Source organism: Streptomyces aquilus, assembly GCF_003955715.1.
GTDB lineage: Bacteria > Actinomycetota > Actinomycetes > Streptomycetales > Streptomycetaceae > Streptomyces > Streptomyces aquilus.
This window is the reverse complement of the sequence record NZ_CP034463.1, coordinates 9,187,444-9,203,432: the sequence shown is the minus strand read 5'-3', so window position 1 is coordinate 9,203,432 and position 15,989 is coordinate 9,187,444. Positions and strand designations below refer to the sequence as shown.

Here is a 15,989-nt window from a genome sequence, read left to right as displayed (position 1 = left end):
AGGCTCAGGTCGCCACGGTCGTCGCGAGGTGGGCCACCGCGGCCGGGTCCGGCAGGGTCGCCAAGGTGTCGATGACCCTGGTGCTCGCGAACTCGCGTTGTTCCGCGGTCACTTTGGGGTCGATCGCGCACTCGGCCTGGACGTACACGAAGTTCAGGTCCGTGGCGAAGAGCATCGAGAAGGAGTCGAGGCCCGTGATCCGGGCGGGGCCTCCGGCGTCCGCGTAGGCGTGGGTGAGGCGCCGGGCGGCCTCGGCGGAGAAGTCGTTCCCGCCCGCCCATACGTAGAGCGCGCGGGCGAGTTCGCGTTCCGCCGAGATGACGCCTGCGTTGTCCCAGTCGATGAGGGTGGGGCCGTCCGGGCCGACCAGGACGTTCGGGGGCTGCACGTCGAGGTGGGAGGTCACCAGACCGTCGGGGCCGGACGGCGTGACGTGCCGCGCCAGCTCCGGTACTCGGGTGTCGAGCAACCGGGCCAAGTCCTCCGACCACTCCGTCCCGGCCTGACGTACTTCCTTCAACAGGCATGCCCAGTCGGCCTCTTGAGGACACTCCTCGTACCAGGCGTCCGGCATCTCCGTGGCCCCTTCCCCGGCCCGGTGCAGGAGGGCCAGCGTCCGCCCGCACCAGCTGAGCGTCGCCGGGTCGGTGGGATCGGCCGGGCTGCCGCCGACCCAGTCGTAGACCTTGACGCAGGAACCATCGAGTCGCGTGACGTGGGAGCCGTCACGGTTGGGCAGCAGCCGGGGCGCGGAGATCCCCAGCTCCTCCGCTGCGTCCCGCAGTGCGGCTTCGCGCCGCACCTGTCCCTCGTCGCAGCCGAAGAGCAGTTCCTTCACCGCCCAGGTGGTGCCGCGCCCCGACACCTTCCAGATCTGTCCCAGCGCCCCGCGGGCGACGGGGGTCATGGTCCACGGTCCGCCGCCGAGTCCGTAGTGGTCGGCGACGGCATCGGCTGCTCGCTGCACAGGGGTCCTCTCCACGTTCACGACGACCACCCAGGATCCCAGGTACGGCGGCTAGTCGTCGAACGGATTGTCGCTCCACCGAAACCAGGCCCGGTCCCCCTCGATGTGCAGCAGGAACTCGGGGACCGGGCCGTCCGGCGAGACCAGCGACACCCGCCGCCGGATCTCGTCGTAGACCCGCTCCCACTCCACCCAGTGCCCGTCGTCGTCCCGTTCGGCCAGGGCGAGTTCCCGCGCGAACAGTTCTCGTACGGCGTCGTAGCCGGGCCCTGCCGTGAAGTGGCCCGACAGCCAGGGGAAGTCGGCTTCGTCGATGAGGATCTCCCCCACCGGATCGTCGCCGCCGCGCACCTGCCAGACCTGGCCGTCGAACCCCACTGCGCCTCCGTCACCCGGTGCCGATGTTTCCGTTCACCTTGTCATCCGGCACTGACAGAGGCCGTCGTGTCTACCGCGCGTCCGCCGGGAGATGGAAGTTGACCCGCTCCCGGGTCACGGGATAGCCGGCCTTGGCGAAGTGCGCGGCCATGGGGAAGTTGCCCTGGTCGGTCGCCGCGACGATGTACTCGGCGCTCTGCTCGACGAGATAGTGGGTGCACTCCGTCAGCAGGTCGTAGGCGTAGCCGTGGCCGCGCTGTTCCGGGACGACGCCGATGAAGGCGACGATCGGGGCCTGGTGGTTGCGGGCGGGGATGTGGATGCCGGCCAGCTCGCCGTCCGGTGTGCGGGCGACCTGCCACCACTCGCGCGGGGAGGGACACCAGCGGAAGAAGTCCAGTTCCTCCTGGGCCGCTCGGTCGAGGCCTCCTTCCTCGGCGGCCTTCGCGCTGTGCGCGTCGAGGGTGACGGAGTGGATGCGGCGCAGGGCGTCGAAGAAGACGGCGTCGTCGGGCTCGGGGCCGTAGATGAGGCGGCCGGTCCGCTCGGGCAGGCCGCAGTCGGGGGTCCAGCGGTAGTGGAAGCGCTCTACGAGGAGTTCGTACCCGGCGGCGCGCGCGGCGTCGAAGCGGGCCTCGACGGCGGGGCGCAGGGCCGGGTCCTCGCGCCAGCCGGGCGGCAGGCTGAAGTCGATGTCGACGCGCCAGGGCGCCGTGCGCAGCAGTTCCGCCGCCGCCTCGGTCTCCCCCTCGGCCAGGTCGAGGCGGTCGACGCAGAGCGGCTCGGTGTCGTCGGGGCCACCCCACCAGGCGGCGCGGGCGACGATCCGGCCGTCGCGCAGGGCGATCCGCTGCCAGTCGGGGCGGTGCCGGGTCAGCGGGTGCGCGGCGCGCACGCCGAGGGGGTCGGGAAGCGTGTCGAATTCGTGGGCGGTGCTCTCGTCGAGCGCGCGGATGACCAGACCGGTCATGGGTTCCTCCGGGATACAGGCTGCGTGCAGCGCTCCCGGGAACTCAGACGTGCACGCCCGGGGCAACGGGAAGGGAGCGCTGGATGTCGGTGGACTGCATGGCACTCGCCTCCTTCCGTCGGGTCCTGGGGCGTGACGAGGACACGCTAGAAGATCCAACGGGCAACACGCCAGCGGTTTTTCCGTGCCGCTCGCCGTTCGCCGGGATCGCGGCTCGTGTTCAAGGGCGAGAGGGGCACTCGGTGACGGTCGGAGAAATCCAGGCCCGGGAGGGACACCATGAACGTGCCGACAGGGAATTCCGTCGACGGCCCGGCGCGGCACAGGAGGCTGGGCGTCTACCTCAACGATCATCTGGCCGGCGCCACGAGCGGTACGGCGCTCGTCCGCCGCATGGCCCAGGAGCATCACGCGTCGGCGTACGGCAACGACCTGGACAAACTGGCGACGGAGATCGCCCAGGACCGCCGGGCGTTGGCCGCACTGCTCAGGGACCTCGACATTCCCGTGCGGCGCTACAAACGGGGCCTCGCCTGGCTGGCGGAACGGATCGCGCGGGTGAAGCCCAACGGCCGGCTGCTGCGCCGCTCCGGCCTCGCCGTGCTGGTCGAGCTGGAGGCCCTGCGGCTGGGTGCGCAGGGCAAGGCGTCGCTCTGGCGCGCGCTGCTGCCGGTGTCGGCGCTGGAGCCACGCCTGGACGCCGACCGGCTCGAACAGCTGCTGCGCAGGGCGGAGCAGCAGATCCGGACCCTGGACTCCCTGCACGCCAGGGCCGTCGTCCAGGTGTTCCGGCTCCATCCCCGGACCACGGAGCGCCCGGCGTCCTGACGCCCACCGGAGCCGGATCACGCGCCGGCCACCCCTGCCGCCGGACCACAAGGGCCCGCGTGCGCGCCACATGCCCCGCCGCCCGACCACAAGGGCCCGCGTGCGCGCCACACATCCCTGCCGCCCGACCGCGAGGGCCTGCGTACGCGCCACACGCCCCTGCCGCCCGGCCACAAGGGCCTGCATGCGCGCCACACGCCCCCGCCGCCCGACCACAAGGACCGGCTTACGCGGCCACACGCCCCCGCCGCCCGACCACCAGGACCGGCTTACGCGGCCACACGCCCCCGCCGCCCCTCCCGCCTCGGCGTGCGTCCCACCCCCGTACGGAGGACCGTGGAGGCGTGGGTAAGGAGCGGGAGGTGGAGCAGGAGGGCTGGTTGCGCGGGGCGCCGCCGCCCAGGTGGGTGCGGGTGTTGCCTGTCGCGCTGCTGGCGGGGGTGTGCGGGGCGACCCTGGCGAGCCCCGAGCCGCTGGACATCGGCTTTCTGCTGGGCGCGATCCCCCCGTTGGCCGTGCTGTCGTACGGGCCCGCGGCGACGGCGGTCCTCGGTGGCCTCGTCGTCGCCGTGCTGGTCGCGCCGGCGTTCCGGCTCGACGACCCCGGAAACGCCGACCTGCTCACCGTGGGCTTCGTCGCGGCACTGAGCGTGGTCGTGTCCTACGTCCGCAGCCACCGTGACGCCCAGCTGGTCACCGAGCGGGCGGTGGCCGAGGCGGCGCAGCGGGCGGTCGTACCGCCGTTGCCCGCGCGGGTGGGGTCCGTGGGGTGTGCGGGGCTGTACCGGGCGGCTCAGCGCGGCACGCTCGTCGGCGGCGACTTCTTCGACGTACGCCGGGGGCCGCACGGCGTGCGGGTGGTCATGGGAGACGTCCAGGGGCACGGGCTGGCGGCCGTCGCCACCGTCGCCTCGCTGCTGGGTGCGTTCCGGGAGGCGGTGCTGGACGAGCCGGACCCGGAGTCGGTGGCGGCGCGCCTCGATCGCCGGCTGGTGGTGGACTCGGCGGACGTGCCGCACGCCGAGCTGTTCGCGACCGCCGCACTGCTGGACTTCGCCGCCGACGCCCGGTCCGTACGGATCGTGGTGTGCGGGCATCCGGCACCCGTGCTGTTGCGCGAGGGACGGGCCGTCGAGCTGGAGGTGGCGGCGGGCGTGCCGTTGGGGCTGGGGCTGGGCGACGCCGGGTCTCCGGCCGGGCTCACCCTGCCGCTGCTGAGCGGTGACCGGCTCTTCCTGGCGTCCGACGGGGTCACCGAGGCCAGGAACGCGGGCGGGGCGTTCTATCCGCTCACCGAGCGGCTCACCGGCTTCCTGGATCTGGAGCCGGCGGTCCTGGTGGAGCGCGTGTGGCGGGATCTGACCGGCCACTGCGGGACCGCTGTCGACGACGTGACGATGCTCGTCCTCAGCCCTGCATGACCCTGGGCCGCTCCTCGGCCGGCTCCTGCTCCCCCTCGGCGTCGATGTGCGGCAGCATCCGGTCCAGCCACCGGGGTGTCCACCAGGCGTGCGGGCCGAGCAGTGTCATCACGGCCGGCACCATCAGCAGCCGCACCACGGTCGCGTCGATCAACACGCTCACCGCGAGGCCCAACCCGAGCATCTTGACCACGATGTTGTCGCTGACGATGAACGCGGCGAACACGCTCACCATGATCAGCGCCGCGCAGGTGATGACCCGCGCGGTGATCTCCAGCGCGTGCGCGACCGACGCCTTGGCGTCCCCCGTGCGCAGCCAGGCCTCGTGGACGCGGGACAGCAGGAAGATCTCGTAGTCCATGCTCAGCCCGAAGATGATCGCGAACATCATCATGGGCACATAGCTCTCGATGGGCACCTTGCCCGAGACGCCGAGCGCGGGCCCGCCCCAGCCCCACTGGAAGACGGCGACGACGACACCGTAGGAGGCCGCGATCGACAGGACGTTGAGGACGGCGGCCTTGAGGGCGACGAGCAGGCCGCGGAACACGGCGAGGATGATGAGGAAGGCCAGGGCGACCACCACGCCGATGATCAGCGGGAGCCGGCTCGCGACGATGTCGCGGAAGTCGACCTGGGCCGCCGTGGTGCCGGTGACGTATCCCTGGGCGTCGGTGCCGGAGACCGCGGCGGGCAGGGTGTCGTCGATGAGACGGTTCGTCAGGTCCGTGGTGGCGGCGCTCTGCGGTGACTCCTTCGAGTAGACCGTGCCGATGAGGACGTCGCCGTCCTTGGTGGGGGTGAGCGGGGTGACGAAGGACGCCCCGGAGACCCCGTCGAGGGTCTTCCCGGCCTGGGTGGCGAGGGCGGAGCGCTGCGAGGACGGTACGGAGGTCTGGTCGACGACGATGGTCAGCGGGCCGTTGGATCCGGGGCCGAACGCGTCCGTCATCAGGTCGTAGGCGCGCCGGTCGGTGAAGGAGGTCGGGTCGGCGCCGTCGCCGATGTGGCCGAGCTGGATCGAGAACACCGGGATGGCGAGGACGGCCACCGTCACCACGCCCGCGGCCAGATAGCGCAGCGGATGGTGTTCGACGCGCTGGGCGTAGCGGTGCCAGGTGCCCTGCGGGGTCTCCCCGGCGGCGGCGTCGGTCTCGGCGACGGGACGGCGCACCCGGTAGCGGTCGATGCGGGTGCCGATCAGCCCGAGCAGGGCGGGCACCAGTGTGAGCGCGCCGAGCACCGCGGAGACGACCGTCACGGCGGCGGCCAGGCCCAGTTTGCTGATGAAGGTCACGCCGGACGCGGACAGGCCCGCCAGGGCGACGATGACCGTGCAGCCGGAGACGAGCACCGCGCGGCCGCTGGTGGCGTTGGCGCGGCCCGCGGAGGTCACCGGGTCGGCGCCGTCCATGAGGTTCTGCCGGTGCCGGGTGATCTGGAACAGGGCGTAGTCGATGCCGACCCCGAGTCCGATCATCGTGGCCAGGGTCGGCGAGACGGTGGCGAAGGTGAACGCGGCGGCGAGCAGCCCCAGACAGGCCAGCCCGCCGATCGCGCTGAGCAGCGCCGTCACCAGGGGCAGTCCGGCGGCGATCACGCTGCCGAAGCCGATGAGCAGGACGACGATCGCGACCGCGAAGCCGATCAGTTCGCTCACCCGGTCGTCGGCGGCGGGCCGCGCCAGTTCGCCGAGCGGTCCGCCGTACTCGACGTCGGCGCCGGCGGCCCGCAGCGGGTGCACCGCGCTGTCCACGCCGTGGAGGTAGTCGTCGCCGAGGGTGGAGGGCTGGACGGCGAAGCGGACGGTGACGTACGCCGTCTTCGCGTCCTTCGACAGCGGTCCGACCGGCGAGGTGGAGACGGTCAGGGGGTTCTGGACGGCCAGGACGTGCGGCAGCTTCTGCAGATCACCGACCGTCGTGGACATCTGGGAGTCCAGCGAGGTCAGCGGCTTCTGCGCGTCGTGCACGACGATCTGGCTGCTGTAGCCGCCCGCGGCCGGGTCGTGCTTCTTCAGGACGTCCAGACCTTGCTGCGACTGCACGTCCGGAAGGGAGAAGTTGTCCTCGTACTCGCCGCCGACGGACCGGTTGAGGACCTGGAGGGCGACGATCGCGACGAGCCAGGCGACGAGGACGATCACGAAATGGCGGGCGCACCACTGTCCCAGCCGCCGCAGTCCCCCGGTGGCGGCGGGCCCCCCGTCCCCTGGCGTGCTGCGGGTGGGTGCCATGGCGTTCGCCTTTGCTCGCTACCCCCATTAGACGCCCGCGCGATCCCGTCGGCACCCGGGGCTGGGTCTCTCCGGATGCAGACGGCGCTCCCCGGGTGAATGGTGATATCGGACCCGACGACGACCCGAGGAGCACACATCATGCCGACGTCACAGCCCGAAGCGGCCGGGCCCTCCGAGGACCGCGCCACCCCCGACGACCTGCTGCACACCCGGACCGGTACCGAGGTGTCCGCCGAGGACGTGGTGCTCGCCGCCGGTCGCGACCTGACCCCGCGCAACCTGGAGTGGGCGAGGCGCAAGCTGGAGTCCGAGGGGCCGGCCGCGCTGGAGAAGCTGCTGCCGTAGCCGTACGACCTTCCGGGCCCGGCCCGCGTCGGGCCCTTCAGCCGTGCGCGTCCTCGTCGAGGCAGCGGACCGGCACCCGCTGGACGAGGTTGACGGCGAAGCCGCCGCGGTTCCACGGCTGGGCCAGTGGCTGGGTGTGGCCGTCCGCGTCGGTGGCCCGCGCGGTCAGCGTGTGCTCGCCCGGTGTCGCCGTCCAGGTGGAGCGCCAGTGGCGCCAGGCCCAGCGGTGTCCTGCGGCCGGCTCCAGTTCGGCCTCCTGCCAGGTCCGGCCGGCGTCCGCGCTCACCTCGACGCGGGTCACGGGCGCCCGCCCCGACCAGGCGCGTCCTTCCAGCGGCAGCGGACCGGGCCGGACCACGCGGGTCCGGGACATGAAGTCCGGGAACCCCGGCGGCACCAGCAGGGCGCGCGGCACGATCCGGGTGACGGGTTCGCCCGCGTCGCCGGGGTGCTGGCGCAGCCGGTAGGCGACGGACTGCTGGAATCCCTCGAACGCGGTGTCGGTGACGGTGACCTCGCGCAGCCACTTCACGTGCGCCATGCCGTACCAGCCGGGCACGACCAGGCGCAGTGGGCGGCCGTGCTGCGGTGGCAGCGGGGCGCCGTTCATCGCGTACGCCACCAGCACCTCCGGCTCGGTGCCGGTGGCCGTACCGATCGGCAGGGCGCGTTGGTAGTCCTGCTCGACGCCGCGCTCCACGCCGTGGTCCGCACCGGTGAACACCACGTCCACGGCGCCCGGTTCGACGCCGGCCTCTTCCAGGAGCAGCCGCAGCGGCACTCCGGTCCAGTCGGCGGTGCCGACGGCTTCGACCAGCCAGGGCTGGCTGACCGGGCGGGGCGTCAGCAGGGCCCGGCCGTTGCCCGCGCACTCCAGCGTCACCCGGGTGGTGACCCGCGGGAACGCCCGCAGGTCGGCGGGGGTGAGGCGGAGCGGGCGGCGGACCAGGCCGCCGACGGTGAGCTGCCACTCCGTGTCGTCGGGGACGTACGGGATGTCGTAGTGCGTCAGTACGTAGTGCAGGCCCGGCGGGGTGATGTCGTAGCGGAGGGCTTCCAGCGGGAGTCCGTGGTTGCGGGTCGCGAGGGCGAGTTCGTCCCGGCCGATGCCCTCGTCGGGGGCGGCCAGCCGGGCGGGGGCGCTCACGTCGTCGAGTCGATGGCCCATGACGGCATTGTCGCGCCGCGCGGCGGACTCGGCACCCCGCCGCTCAACTGATCATCAGCGCCAGGGAGTTGTCCGCTCTTCCGGAGCGGGCCGTTGAACTGTCACACTCCTGAGGGTGCCCGACTTCGACTTTGACCTGCTCGTCATCGGATCCGGCCCGGGTGGCCAGAAGGCCGCCATCGCCGCGGCCAAACTGGGCCGCCGGGTGGCCGTCGTCGACCGCCCCGACATGGTCGGCGGGGTCTCCATCCACACCGGCACCATTCCCTCCAAGACCCTGCGCGAGGCGGTGCTGTACCTCACCGGTCTCACCCAGCGCGATCTGTACGGGCAGAGCTACCGGCTGAAGGAGGACATCACCGTCGCCGATCTGACCGCCCGCACCCAGCACGTGGTCAGCCGCGAGGTGGACGTCATCCGCAGCCAGCTCTCCCGCAACCATGTCTCCCTCTACGCCGGAACCGGCCGTTTCGTCGACGCCCACACCGTCGCCCTGCGCGAGGTGACCGGTCACGAACGTCTGCTGAGCGCCGAGCACATCGTCATCGCCACCGGCACCCGGCCGGCCCGGCCGGACAGTGTCGAGTTCGACGGGCGCACCATCATGGACTCCGACAACGTCCTCGCCCTGGAGCACGTGCCGCGCTCGATGGTCATCGTCGGTGCGGGCGTCATCGGCATGGAGTACGCGTCGATGTTCGCCGCGCTCGGCAGCAAGGTCACCGTGGTGGAGAAGCGCGCCGGGATGCTCGACCTGTGCGACGTCGAGGTGATCGAGTCGCTCAAGTACCACCTGCGGGACCTCGCCGTGACCTTCCGGTTCGGGGAGACGGTGGCCGCGGTGGAGCGGCATCCGCGCGGCACGCTGACGATCCTGGAGAGCGGCAAGAAGATCCCCGCCGACGCCGTGATGTACTCGGCGGGCCGGCAGGGCCTCACCGACGACCTCGACCTGGACAAGGCCGGTCTGTCGGCGGACCGGCGCGGCCGGATCACGGTCGACGAGTTCTACCGCACCGAGGTGCCGCACATCTACGCCGTCGGCGATGTCATCGGCTTCCCGGCGCTGGCCGCGACGTCGATGGAGCAGGGCCGCTCGGCCGCGTACCACGCCTTCGGGGAGCCGGTCGGGCGGATGCACCACCTCCAGCCCATCGGCATCTACACCATTCCCGAGATCAGCTTCGTGGGCCGGACGGAGGACCAACTCACCGAGGACAGCGTGCCGTTCGAGGTCGGTATCTCCCGTTATCGGGAGCTGGCCCGCGGGCAGATCATCGGCGACTCGCACGGCATGCTGAAGCTGCTGGTGTCCCCCGCGGACCGCACCCTGCTCGGCGTGCACTGCTTCGGGACGGGCGCCACCGAGCTCATCCACATCGGCCAGTCCGTGATGGGCTGCGGCGGCACGGTCGACTATCTCGTCGACGCGGTGTTCAACTACCCGACGCTCGCGGAGTCCTACAAGGTCGCCGCCCTGGACGCCACCAACAAGCTCCGCCAGATCGACCGCATCGGCGACTGACCGCAGCCTCCGGCTCCGCCCCGGGCAACGCTCCTGACCTGCGGCGGAGTTGGAAGCGGGAGATTCCCCTCCGGCCAATCTTGAAAGGCCGACGGGTAGGGCTATCATCACTCGCACACACGGTGTGACCGTCTGCCGACGCAGTGCTGAACGGTGTCTGCCGCCCCCCTTTGTGCCGCCCCTTGCCCGAGGCCATCCCTCGCCGTGGGAGGCGGGTTCCACCCCCCACCCCCCTACGCCGTCGGGGTCCTGGTCGCCCCCGCGTCGTGCACGACGGAAAGCAGCAAGTCATGAGCAACAACAGGGGCAGAGGGCTGCAAGCAGGCGCCCTCGGAACCTTCGACACGGTGGTGATGGCCGTCGCGGGCAGCGCCCCGGCGTACTCGATCGCCGCCACCACCGCCGTCCTCGTCGGTGCGGTGGGCCTCGCCAGCCCGGCCGCCCTCCTGTACTGCGCGGTCCCCATGCTGGGCATCGCCCTGGCGTTCAGCCGGCTCAGCCGTATCGACGTGAACGCGGGCGCCAGTTACTCGTGGGTGGGCCGAACTCTCCACCCGTTCCTGGGCTTTCTCAGCGGCTGGGCGCTGGTGGTGTCGGCGACCCTCTTCATGGTGGCCGGCTCGCTGCCCGCGGGATCGATGACGCTGGCCCTGTTCGACGAGGGACTCGCCGACAACACCGCGCTGTCGACGCTGGTCGGCGCGGGCTGGTTCGTGGTGATGCTGCTGGTGGTGCTCGGCGGCGCCCGGCTCACCGTCCGCGCCCAGTTGCTCATGTCCGGCATCGAACTCGCGATACTCGCCCTGTTCGCGGTGCTGGCCCTCTTCCACTCGGACAACGCCCGCGCCTTCGACTGGTCCTGGTTCGGCTTCGGCCAGTTCGACGGGGTCTCCGGCTTCGCGTCCGGGGCGCTCATCGCCGCCTTCTACTACTGGGGTTGGGATGTCACCAGCAACCTCTCCGAGGAGACCCGCAACAGCCGTCGTACGACCGGACTCGCGGGCCTGATCGGAGTGGGCGTCGTCTTCCTGCTGTTCGAGGCGTTCACCATCGCCGTGAACGTGGTGCTGTCGTCGCGGCAGATCGAGGAGAACGACGCCAATGTGCTGGCCGTGCTGGGCGAGGAGATCTGGCCGGGCTGGGGCGGCAAGCTGCTGATCGTCGCGGTGATGCTGTCGACCATCGCCACACTGGAGACCACCCTCATCCAGGTCACGCGCTCGCTGTTCGCGATGGGCCGCGACCGTACGATGCCGTCCGCGCTCGGCAAGGTGCACCGCAGCTGGAACACGCCGTCGGTGGCCATCGGCGTGGTCGGCGTGGTGGCGCTGGTGATGCTGATCGCCTCCAACCTGCTGGGCACGGTGGGCGACATCCTCTCCGACGCGATCTCGGCGATCGGCCTCCAGATCGCCGTGTACTACGGGCTCGCGGGCCTCGCGGCGGTCGTCGCCTACCGCAAGACGCTGCTGAGATCGGCCGCCCACTTCCTGCTCGGCGGCCTGTGGCCGCTGCTGGGCGCCGTGTTCATGTTCTGGGTCTTCGTGGAGTCGCTGAGCGAGCTGAGCGCCGCCGCGATCACCATCGGCATCGGCGGTCTCGCCGTCGGACTGCTGCCGATGCTCTGGTACTGGCGACAGGGCAGCGACTACTACCGGCCCGCCGCACTCGACGCCACGCGCACCGTCGAGACGGACTACGTCCCCGACCGCCTCGTGGTCGCGCAGTCCCGTGCCCACGAGGGTCTCCCCACCGACTTCTGAGGGAGCCGGTAATGGCGCGAGACCGCTTCACCCTCGACTTCGACCCCGACTGCGGCGACAGGGCCCTCACCGACGCCCGCCACGACATCGTCATCGGCCGCTGGCAGGGACTGCGAGAGCTGCTGCGCGCGACCGGCCCGGACTGGCTCAGCCGCGGCCACCGCGTCCGGCTGCTCGCGCAGGCCTGCGCGAGCAGTTCGACGTCCGAGTCCTGGCTGGCCGCCGAACCGCACAGCGCCGACGCGCTGGTGCTGCGGGCGGCGACGGAGACGGCCCGGGCGTTCAACCTGGCGATCGCCGCGGGCCGTGGCGTGCCGATCGACCAGCAGCGCATCGACACCGCCGTGCTCGCCTGCCTCCAGGCCGCCGACGCCTACCTCGACGATCCGACGCCGTGGATCTCCCTGATCTCCGTCGCCCGGCTCTATCCGTCCGGGGTGCGCAGACAGGAACTGGCGCGCTGGTGGGACGAGTTGCACCGCCGCGACCCGTACAGCGTGGAGGGCCACCTCCAGATACTCCACTACTACTCGTCCCGCTGGCACGGCACGCACGGCCTGATGTACGACTTCGCCCGCGACGCCGCCGGGGTGGCACCGCCGGGATGTGCGCTGCCGGTCCTCGTCCAGTACGCCCGCGTGGAGGAGTACCGCTACGCGCTGGACGCGGCCCAGGGGCGCCGGTCCGCGGTCGGCCTCGCCGAGCACTGGACCCACGACGGCGCCGTCAGCGACGTACGCCGCACCTGGCAGCGCTGGTTCGCCGACCGCCCGCGGGGCGTCGCCCCCGGCGAACTGCGCGACCTCAACTACCTGACCCACGCTGCCTGTTACGCGGGCCTGACGGACATCGCGGGCCCGCTGCTGCGCGTCCAGGGCGCCCTCGCCACACGTACCCCGTGGTCGTACACGGGAGATCCGGAGAAACAGATCCTCAAGTGGCGCAAGGAACTTCGGCCGTGAGCGGGGTCAGTCGGCCAGGTCCGCCGTCCACTTCTCCTCGATCCGGCCGGCCTTCCACACCACCAGCGCGACGATCCAGGTCAGCACGAACAGGCCTACGACGGCGAAGCCGAGGGTGTTGAGGTCGAGGCCGGCGATCCAGGTCCAGAACGGGCCGTGCAGGTCGAGCTTCTCGGCGAGCAGGCCGAGGAGTTCGACCGTGCCGATGAGCAGGGCGACGGCGACGGACAGGCCGGTGATGGTGAGGTTGTAGTAGACCTTGCGGACCGGCTGGGAGAAGGCCCAGCCGTAGGCGAAGTTCATGAACGTGCCGTCGATCGTGTCCAGCAGGGACATGCCGGCCGCGAACAGCACGGGCAGGCACAGGATCGCGTACCAGGGCAGTCCGGAAGCGGCGCCCGAGCCGGCCAGCACGAGCAGGGCGACCTCGGTGGCGGTGTCGAAACCGAGGCCGAAGAGGAGGCCGAGCGGGTACATCTGCCACGGCTTGGTGACCGACCCCATCACACGGCCCAGGAGCCGGTTCATGAAGCCCCGGTTGTTCAGGTGCTCCTCCAGAGCGGCCTCGTCGAAGTCTCCCGAGCGCATCCGGCGGAACACCTTCCAGATCCCGGCCAGGATCACGAGGTTGATGCCGGCGATGACGTACAGGAAGGTCCCGGAGACCGTCGTACCGATCAGGCCCGTGACGTCGTGCAGCGAGGAGTCGTCGTCGCGGACCGGGCCCGCGAGGGCCTTCACGCCCAGCGAGAGCAGGAAGGTCAGGCCGAAGACGACGCTGGAGTGGCCCAGCGAGAACCAGAAGCCGACCGACAGCGGCCGCTTCCCCTCCCCCATCAGCTTGCGGGTGGTGTTGTCGATCGCGGCGATGTGGTCGGCGTCGAACGCGTGCCGCATGCCGAGCGTGTACGCGGTGACGCCGATGCCGATGCCGAAGGACTTCGTGCCGACGCTGTAGTGCTCGGGCGCCACGAGGACGACCAGGGTGAACCAGCCGATGACGTGCAGGGCGAGGATGAACGCGGCCATCCCCCCGACCCTGATCCACTCCTCACGCGTCATGGAGCCGCGGACGCGCTGCCATGCCCCGGTGTTTCCGGTGGCCGAGGCGGGGAGGGGCGGAGCGGAGTCAGGGGCGACCGGCATCGGGAGGATCTTTCGTTCGGTGAAGCGGCCGCGACAAGCAGCCTTGTGCCATCCTCCGGTAACTGCAACTCATGTGCAGTAAAGGCCGTGGCAGATCTTCCCCACGGGAGGGGAAAGAGCGTGGTGGCAGGGGTCAGGGTGTCGCGTTGGGGCCGTCCGGGCGGGACCGGCGCTGCTCCACCATCTCCCGGCTGAGCTCCTCCGTCTCCGGCTCCGCCAGCCGCTCGAAGCCGTCCTCGGTGATGACCGACACGATCGGGAAGATGCGGCGGCCGATGTCGGGGCCGCCGGTCGCGGAGTCGTCGTCGGCCGCGTCGTACAGCGCCTGGAGGGCGGCGAGCGCGGCATCGCGCCGGGACATGCCCCGCCGGAACAGCTTCTTCAGCGCGCCCCGGGCGTACGGCGAACCGGACCCCTCGGCGTGGAAGTCCTGCTTCTCGTACAGGCCCCCGGCGACGTCGAAGCTGAAGATGCGGCCCCGTTCACCCTCGGGCGCCGCGTCGTCGTACCCGGTGAGCAGCGGTACGACCGCGAGGCCCTGCATGGCCTGGCCGAGGTTCTGCCGGATCATGCCCGCCAGCCGCCGGGCCTTGGCGTTGAGGGTCATGGGGATGCCCTCGATCTTCTCGAAGTGCGTCAGCTCGACCTGGTACAGCTTCACCATGTCGAGGGCGAGACCGACAGTGCCCGCGAAGGCGACGGCCGTGTGGTCGTCGGCGGGGTGCACCTTCTCCAGGTCGCGCTGGGCGATGAGGTTGCCCATCGTGGCCCTGCGGTCGCCCGCGATGAGCACGCCGTCGCGGTAGGCGAGGGCCAGCACGGTGGTGCCGTGCGGGAAGCGGTCGGGGGCGGCACGGACGTGGTCCGGGAACGGCTTGCGGGTGGGCAGCAGGTCCGGGCGGTGGGCGGTCAGGAACTCGGTGAAGGACGAGGTCCCTGGAGTGAAGAACTCCTCCCCCAGCCGCCCGCCTTGCTCACTCGCCGTCATCGTGTTCCCCCCTGGTGGTCTCCGGGCCGACAAACGAGTCCTACCTGAAGTGCCGTGGGCGGAAACACGGGTTGGGCTCGGACCGGTCGGGCCGAAAGGGTTGTGCCGGTGGGGTTCAGAGGGCTTTGCGGCGTACCAGTACGGCCAGGACCACCAGCCCCGGGATCAGCGGCAGCCACACCGTCAGCAGGCGGTAGCCGAGGACCGCGGAGGCGGCGGCCGCGCCCGGGGCGCCGCTCGCCGTGAGGGCGAAGGCGAGGGCGGCGTCGAGCGAACCGAGGCCGCCGGGCGTGGGCAACAGCGCGGCGGCGCTGCTGGCGGCGATGTAAAGGAGGGCCACTCGGGCCGGGGCCAGGGAGAGGGCGACGGCCTGGGAGACGGCGATCAGGACGAGGGCGTGCAGGGCGGCGAAGGCCAGCTGGCCGCCCCAAAGCGCCGCCGCCCGGGGCGGGTTGGCGTGTACGGCCCTGATGTCCGCGAGGACGGTCGCGAGCGCGCGCCGGCACCGGGACCAGGCCAGCAGGAGGGCCACGCACACGACGGCGGCGCACAGGGCGGCGAGGACCGCGAGGTGCGGCAGCGGCATCCGCAGCATGCCGGGGCAGGCCGCCACGAGGGTGACGGTCAGGACCACCCGGACGACCGCGGCGGCGGCCCCCTTCACGGCGAGGGCGCTCACGGCGCGCCCCGCGGTCAGACCGCAGCGCATCAGGAAACGGAGGTTCACCGCACCGGCGCCGAGCCCGGCGGGCAGCAGGTGGTTGGCGGCGCCGGCGGCGAACTGCGCGGCCACCAGGCGCCCTTGGGGCAACCGCGGTACGACCGCGCCCTGTTGGGCCAGCGCGGCACACACCCAGGTCGCGGCGGCGGCGACCGCGCCCACCAGCAGCCAGCCCTGGTCGGCGACGGCGAGCCGCACGGCCCCGCGTTCCAGCATCGGCCAGTGCCGCCGGGCCAGACAGGCGATGCCGACCAGGACGGCGAGGGTGACGACGGTCTGCCCGTAGACGCGTCTTCGAGAAGGGCTGACGACGACCGGACCGGACGTCACCGCACACCACCGACGGAACCCGGAGACGCCGACCGCACGAGCCCCGCACCGGCCCCGACCGGCACGGACGTCACTCGCCACCGCCCTCCGGACCGGACCGGCACGGACACCATCCGCCACCAACCTCCGGCCGTGACCGGCACGGACGCCATCCGCCACCACCCGCCGGCCCCGACCGGCACGGGCATCACTCGCCACCGCTCGCCAGCCGTGACCGGCACGGACGCCATCCGCCACC

At 71.7% G+C, this 15,989-nt stretch carries 14 protein-coding genes; 6 read left to right on the top strand and 8 right to left on the bottom strand.

What is annotated here, in order from left to right; translation table 11 throughout:
• Positions 1–4: 4 nt before the first annotated feature.
• The 3 genes from EJC51_RS42115 to EJC51_RS42105 all read right to left on the bottom strand — a co-directional run bounded on the left by EJC51_RS42115 (position 5) and on the right by EJC51_RS42105 (position 2,315).
• The gene (locus tag EJC51_RS42115; protein WP_244363096.1) at positions 5–967 is read right to left on the bottom strand and encodes a phosphotransferase enzyme family protein; all 963 of its coding nucleotides are present in this window, start codon (positions 965–967) and stop codon (positions 5–7) included.
• A gap of 51 nt (positions 968–1,018) precedes the next feature.
• Complete coding sequence (locus tag EJC51_RS42110; protein ID WP_126275915.1) at positions 1,019–1,345, bottom strand: hypothetical protein; 327 nt, start codon at positions 1,343–1,345, stop codon at positions 1,019–1,021.
• 70 nt (positions 1,346–1,415) lie between these two features.
• Positions 1,416–2,315: a GNAT family N-acetyltransferase gene (locus EJC51_RS42105; protein ID WP_126275914.1), complete on the bottom strand. Its 900-nt coding sequence runs from the start codon at positions 2,313–2,315 to the stop codon at positions 1,416–1,418.
• Between the two features lie 279 nt (positions 2,316–2,594).
• Between EJC51_RS42105 and EJC51_RS42100 the strand changes: the two genes are divergently transcribed.
• Both EJC51_RS42100 and EJC51_RS42095 read left to right on the top strand, forming a co-directional pair.
• Positions 2,595–3,143, top strand: a complete 549-nt coding sequence (locus EJC51_RS42100) for a hypothetical protein (RefSeq protein ID WP_126275913.1) — start codon at positions 2,595–2,597, stop codon at positions 3,141–3,143.
• 344 nt (positions 3,144–3,487) lie between these two features.
• Positions 3,488–4,564, top strand: coding sequence for a PP2C family protein-serine/threonine phosphatase (locus tag EJC51_RS42095; protein ID WP_244363094.1), 1,077 nt, complete (start codon positions 3,488–3,490; stop codon positions 4,562–4,564).
• Here EJC51_RS42095 and EJC51_RS42090 read toward each other — a convergent pair.
• A complete protein-coding gene (locus EJC51_RS42090) occupies positions 4,551–6,800 on the bottom strand; it encodes an MMPL family transporter (RefSeq protein WP_126275912.1) in 2,250 nt (749 codons plus the stop codon). The two genes, EJC51_RS42095 and EJC51_RS42090, sit on opposite strands and share 14 nt — an antisense overlap.
• A gap of 141 nt (positions 6,801–6,941) precedes the next feature.
• Here EJC51_RS42090 and EJC51_RS42085 point away from each other — a divergent pair, with 141 nt between their 5' ends.
• A complete protein-coding gene (locus EJC51_RS42085; RefSeq protein ID WP_126275911.1) occupies positions 6,942–7,148 on the top strand; it encodes a hypothetical protein in 207 nt (68 codons plus the stop codon).
• 37 nt (positions 7,149–7,185) lie between these two features.
• On the opposite strand, the gene EJC51_RS42080 is transcribed toward EJC51_RS42085, so the two are convergent.
• Positions 7,186–8,316 (bottom strand): sulfite oxidase, encoded by a 1,131-nt coding sequence (locus EJC51_RS42080; RefSeq protein WP_126275910.1) that lies wholly within the window; start codon positions 8,314–8,316, stop codon positions 7,186–7,188.
• A gap of 115 nt (positions 8,317–8,431) precedes the next feature.
• On the opposite strand from EJC51_RS42080, the gene sthA reads away from it, so the two are divergent.
• The 3 genes from sthA (at position 8,432) to EJC51_RS42065 (ending at position 12,566) form a co-directional block, all read left to right on the top strand.
• The gene (sthA, locus tag EJC51_RS42075) at positions 8,432–9,841 is read left to right on the top strand and encodes a Si-specific NAD(P)(+) transhydrogenase (protein WP_126275909.1); all 1,410 of its coding nucleotides are present in this window, start codon (positions 8,432–8,434) and stop codon (positions 9,839–9,841) included.
• A gap of 290 nt (positions 9,842–10,131) precedes the next feature.
• The gene (locus tag EJC51_RS42070; RefSeq protein WP_126275908.1) at positions 10,132–11,604 is read left to right on the top strand and encodes an APC family permease; all 1,473 of its coding nucleotides are present in this window, start codon (positions 10,132–10,134) and stop codon (positions 11,602–11,604) included.
• An 11-nt stretch (positions 11,605–11,615) separates the two neighbouring features.
• On the top strand, positions 11,616–12,566 hold the full coding sequence (locus tag EJC51_RS42065; protein ID WP_126275907.1) for a hypothetical protein: 951 nt from the start codon (positions 11,616–11,618) through the stop codon (positions 12,564–12,566).
• Positions 12,567–12,572: 6 nt separating this feature from the next.
• Here the strand turns inward: EJC51_RS42065 and nicT are convergent, their stop codons facing one another.
• The 3 genes from nicT to EJC51_RS42050 form a co-directional block, all read right to left on the bottom strand.
• The gene (nicT, locus tag EJC51_RS42060) at positions 12,573–13,712 is read right to left on the bottom strand and encodes a Nickel transporter NicT (protein ID WP_208870778.1); all 1,140 of its coding nucleotides are present in this window, start codon (positions 13,710–13,712) and stop codon (positions 12,573–12,575) included.
• 133 nt (positions 13,713–13,845) lie between these two features.
• Positions 13,846–14,700 carry a proteasome subunit beta gene (gene prcB, locus EJC51_RS42055; RefSeq protein WP_126275906.1) on the bottom strand — a complete coding sequence of 285 codons (855 nt, stop codon included), beginning with the start codon at positions 14,698–14,700 and terminating at the stop codon, positions 13,846–13,848.
• Positions 14,701–14,815: 115 nt separating this feature from the next.
• Positions 14,816–15,751, bottom strand: a complete 936-nt coding sequence (locus tag EJC51_RS42050) for a lysylphosphatidylglycerol synthase domain-containing protein (protein WP_208870777.1) — start codon at positions 15,749–15,751, stop codon at positions 14,816–14,818.
• Positions 15,752–15,989 lie beyond the last annotated feature (238 nt).

Bases quoted from the DNA above. Each gene is read 5' to 3' on its own strand.
- EJC51_RS42070 (WP_126275908.1), top strand. From the start codon at position 10,132: ATGAGCAACAACAGGGGCAGAGGGCTGCAAGCAGGCGCCCTCGGAACC.
- EJC51_RS42105 (WP_126275914.1), bottom strand. From the start codon at position 2,315: ATGACCGGTCTGGTCATCCGCGCGCTCGACGAGAGCACCGCCCACGAA.
- EJC51_RS42090 (WP_126275912.1), bottom strand. From the start codon at position 6,800: ATGGCACCCACCCGCAGCACGCCAGGGGACGGGGGGCCCGCCGCCACC.
- prcB (WP_126275906.1), bottom strand. From the start codon at position 14,700: ATGACGGCGAGTGAGCAAGGCGGGCGGCTGGGGGAGGAGTTCTTCACT.
- EJC51_RS42065 (WP_126275907.1), top strand. From the start codon at position 11,616: ATGGCGCGAGACCGCTTCACCCTCGACTTCGACCCCGACTGCGGCGAC.
- nicT (WP_208870778.1), bottom strand. From the start codon at position 13,712: ATGCCGGTCGCCCCTGACTCCGCTCCGCCCCTCCCCGCCTCGGCCACC.
- EJC51_RS42085 (WP_126275911.1), top strand. From the start codon at position 6,942: ATGCCGACGTCACAGCCCGAAGCGGCCGGGCCCTCCGAGGACCGCGCC.
- EJC51_RS42080 (WP_126275910.1), bottom strand. From the start codon at position 8,316: ATGGGCCATCGACTCGACGACGTGAGCGCCCCCGCCCGGCTGGCCGCC.
- EJC51_RS42100 (WP_126275913.1), top strand. From the start codon at position 2,595: ATGAACGTGCCGACAGGGAATTCCGTCGACGGCCCGGCGCGGCACAGG.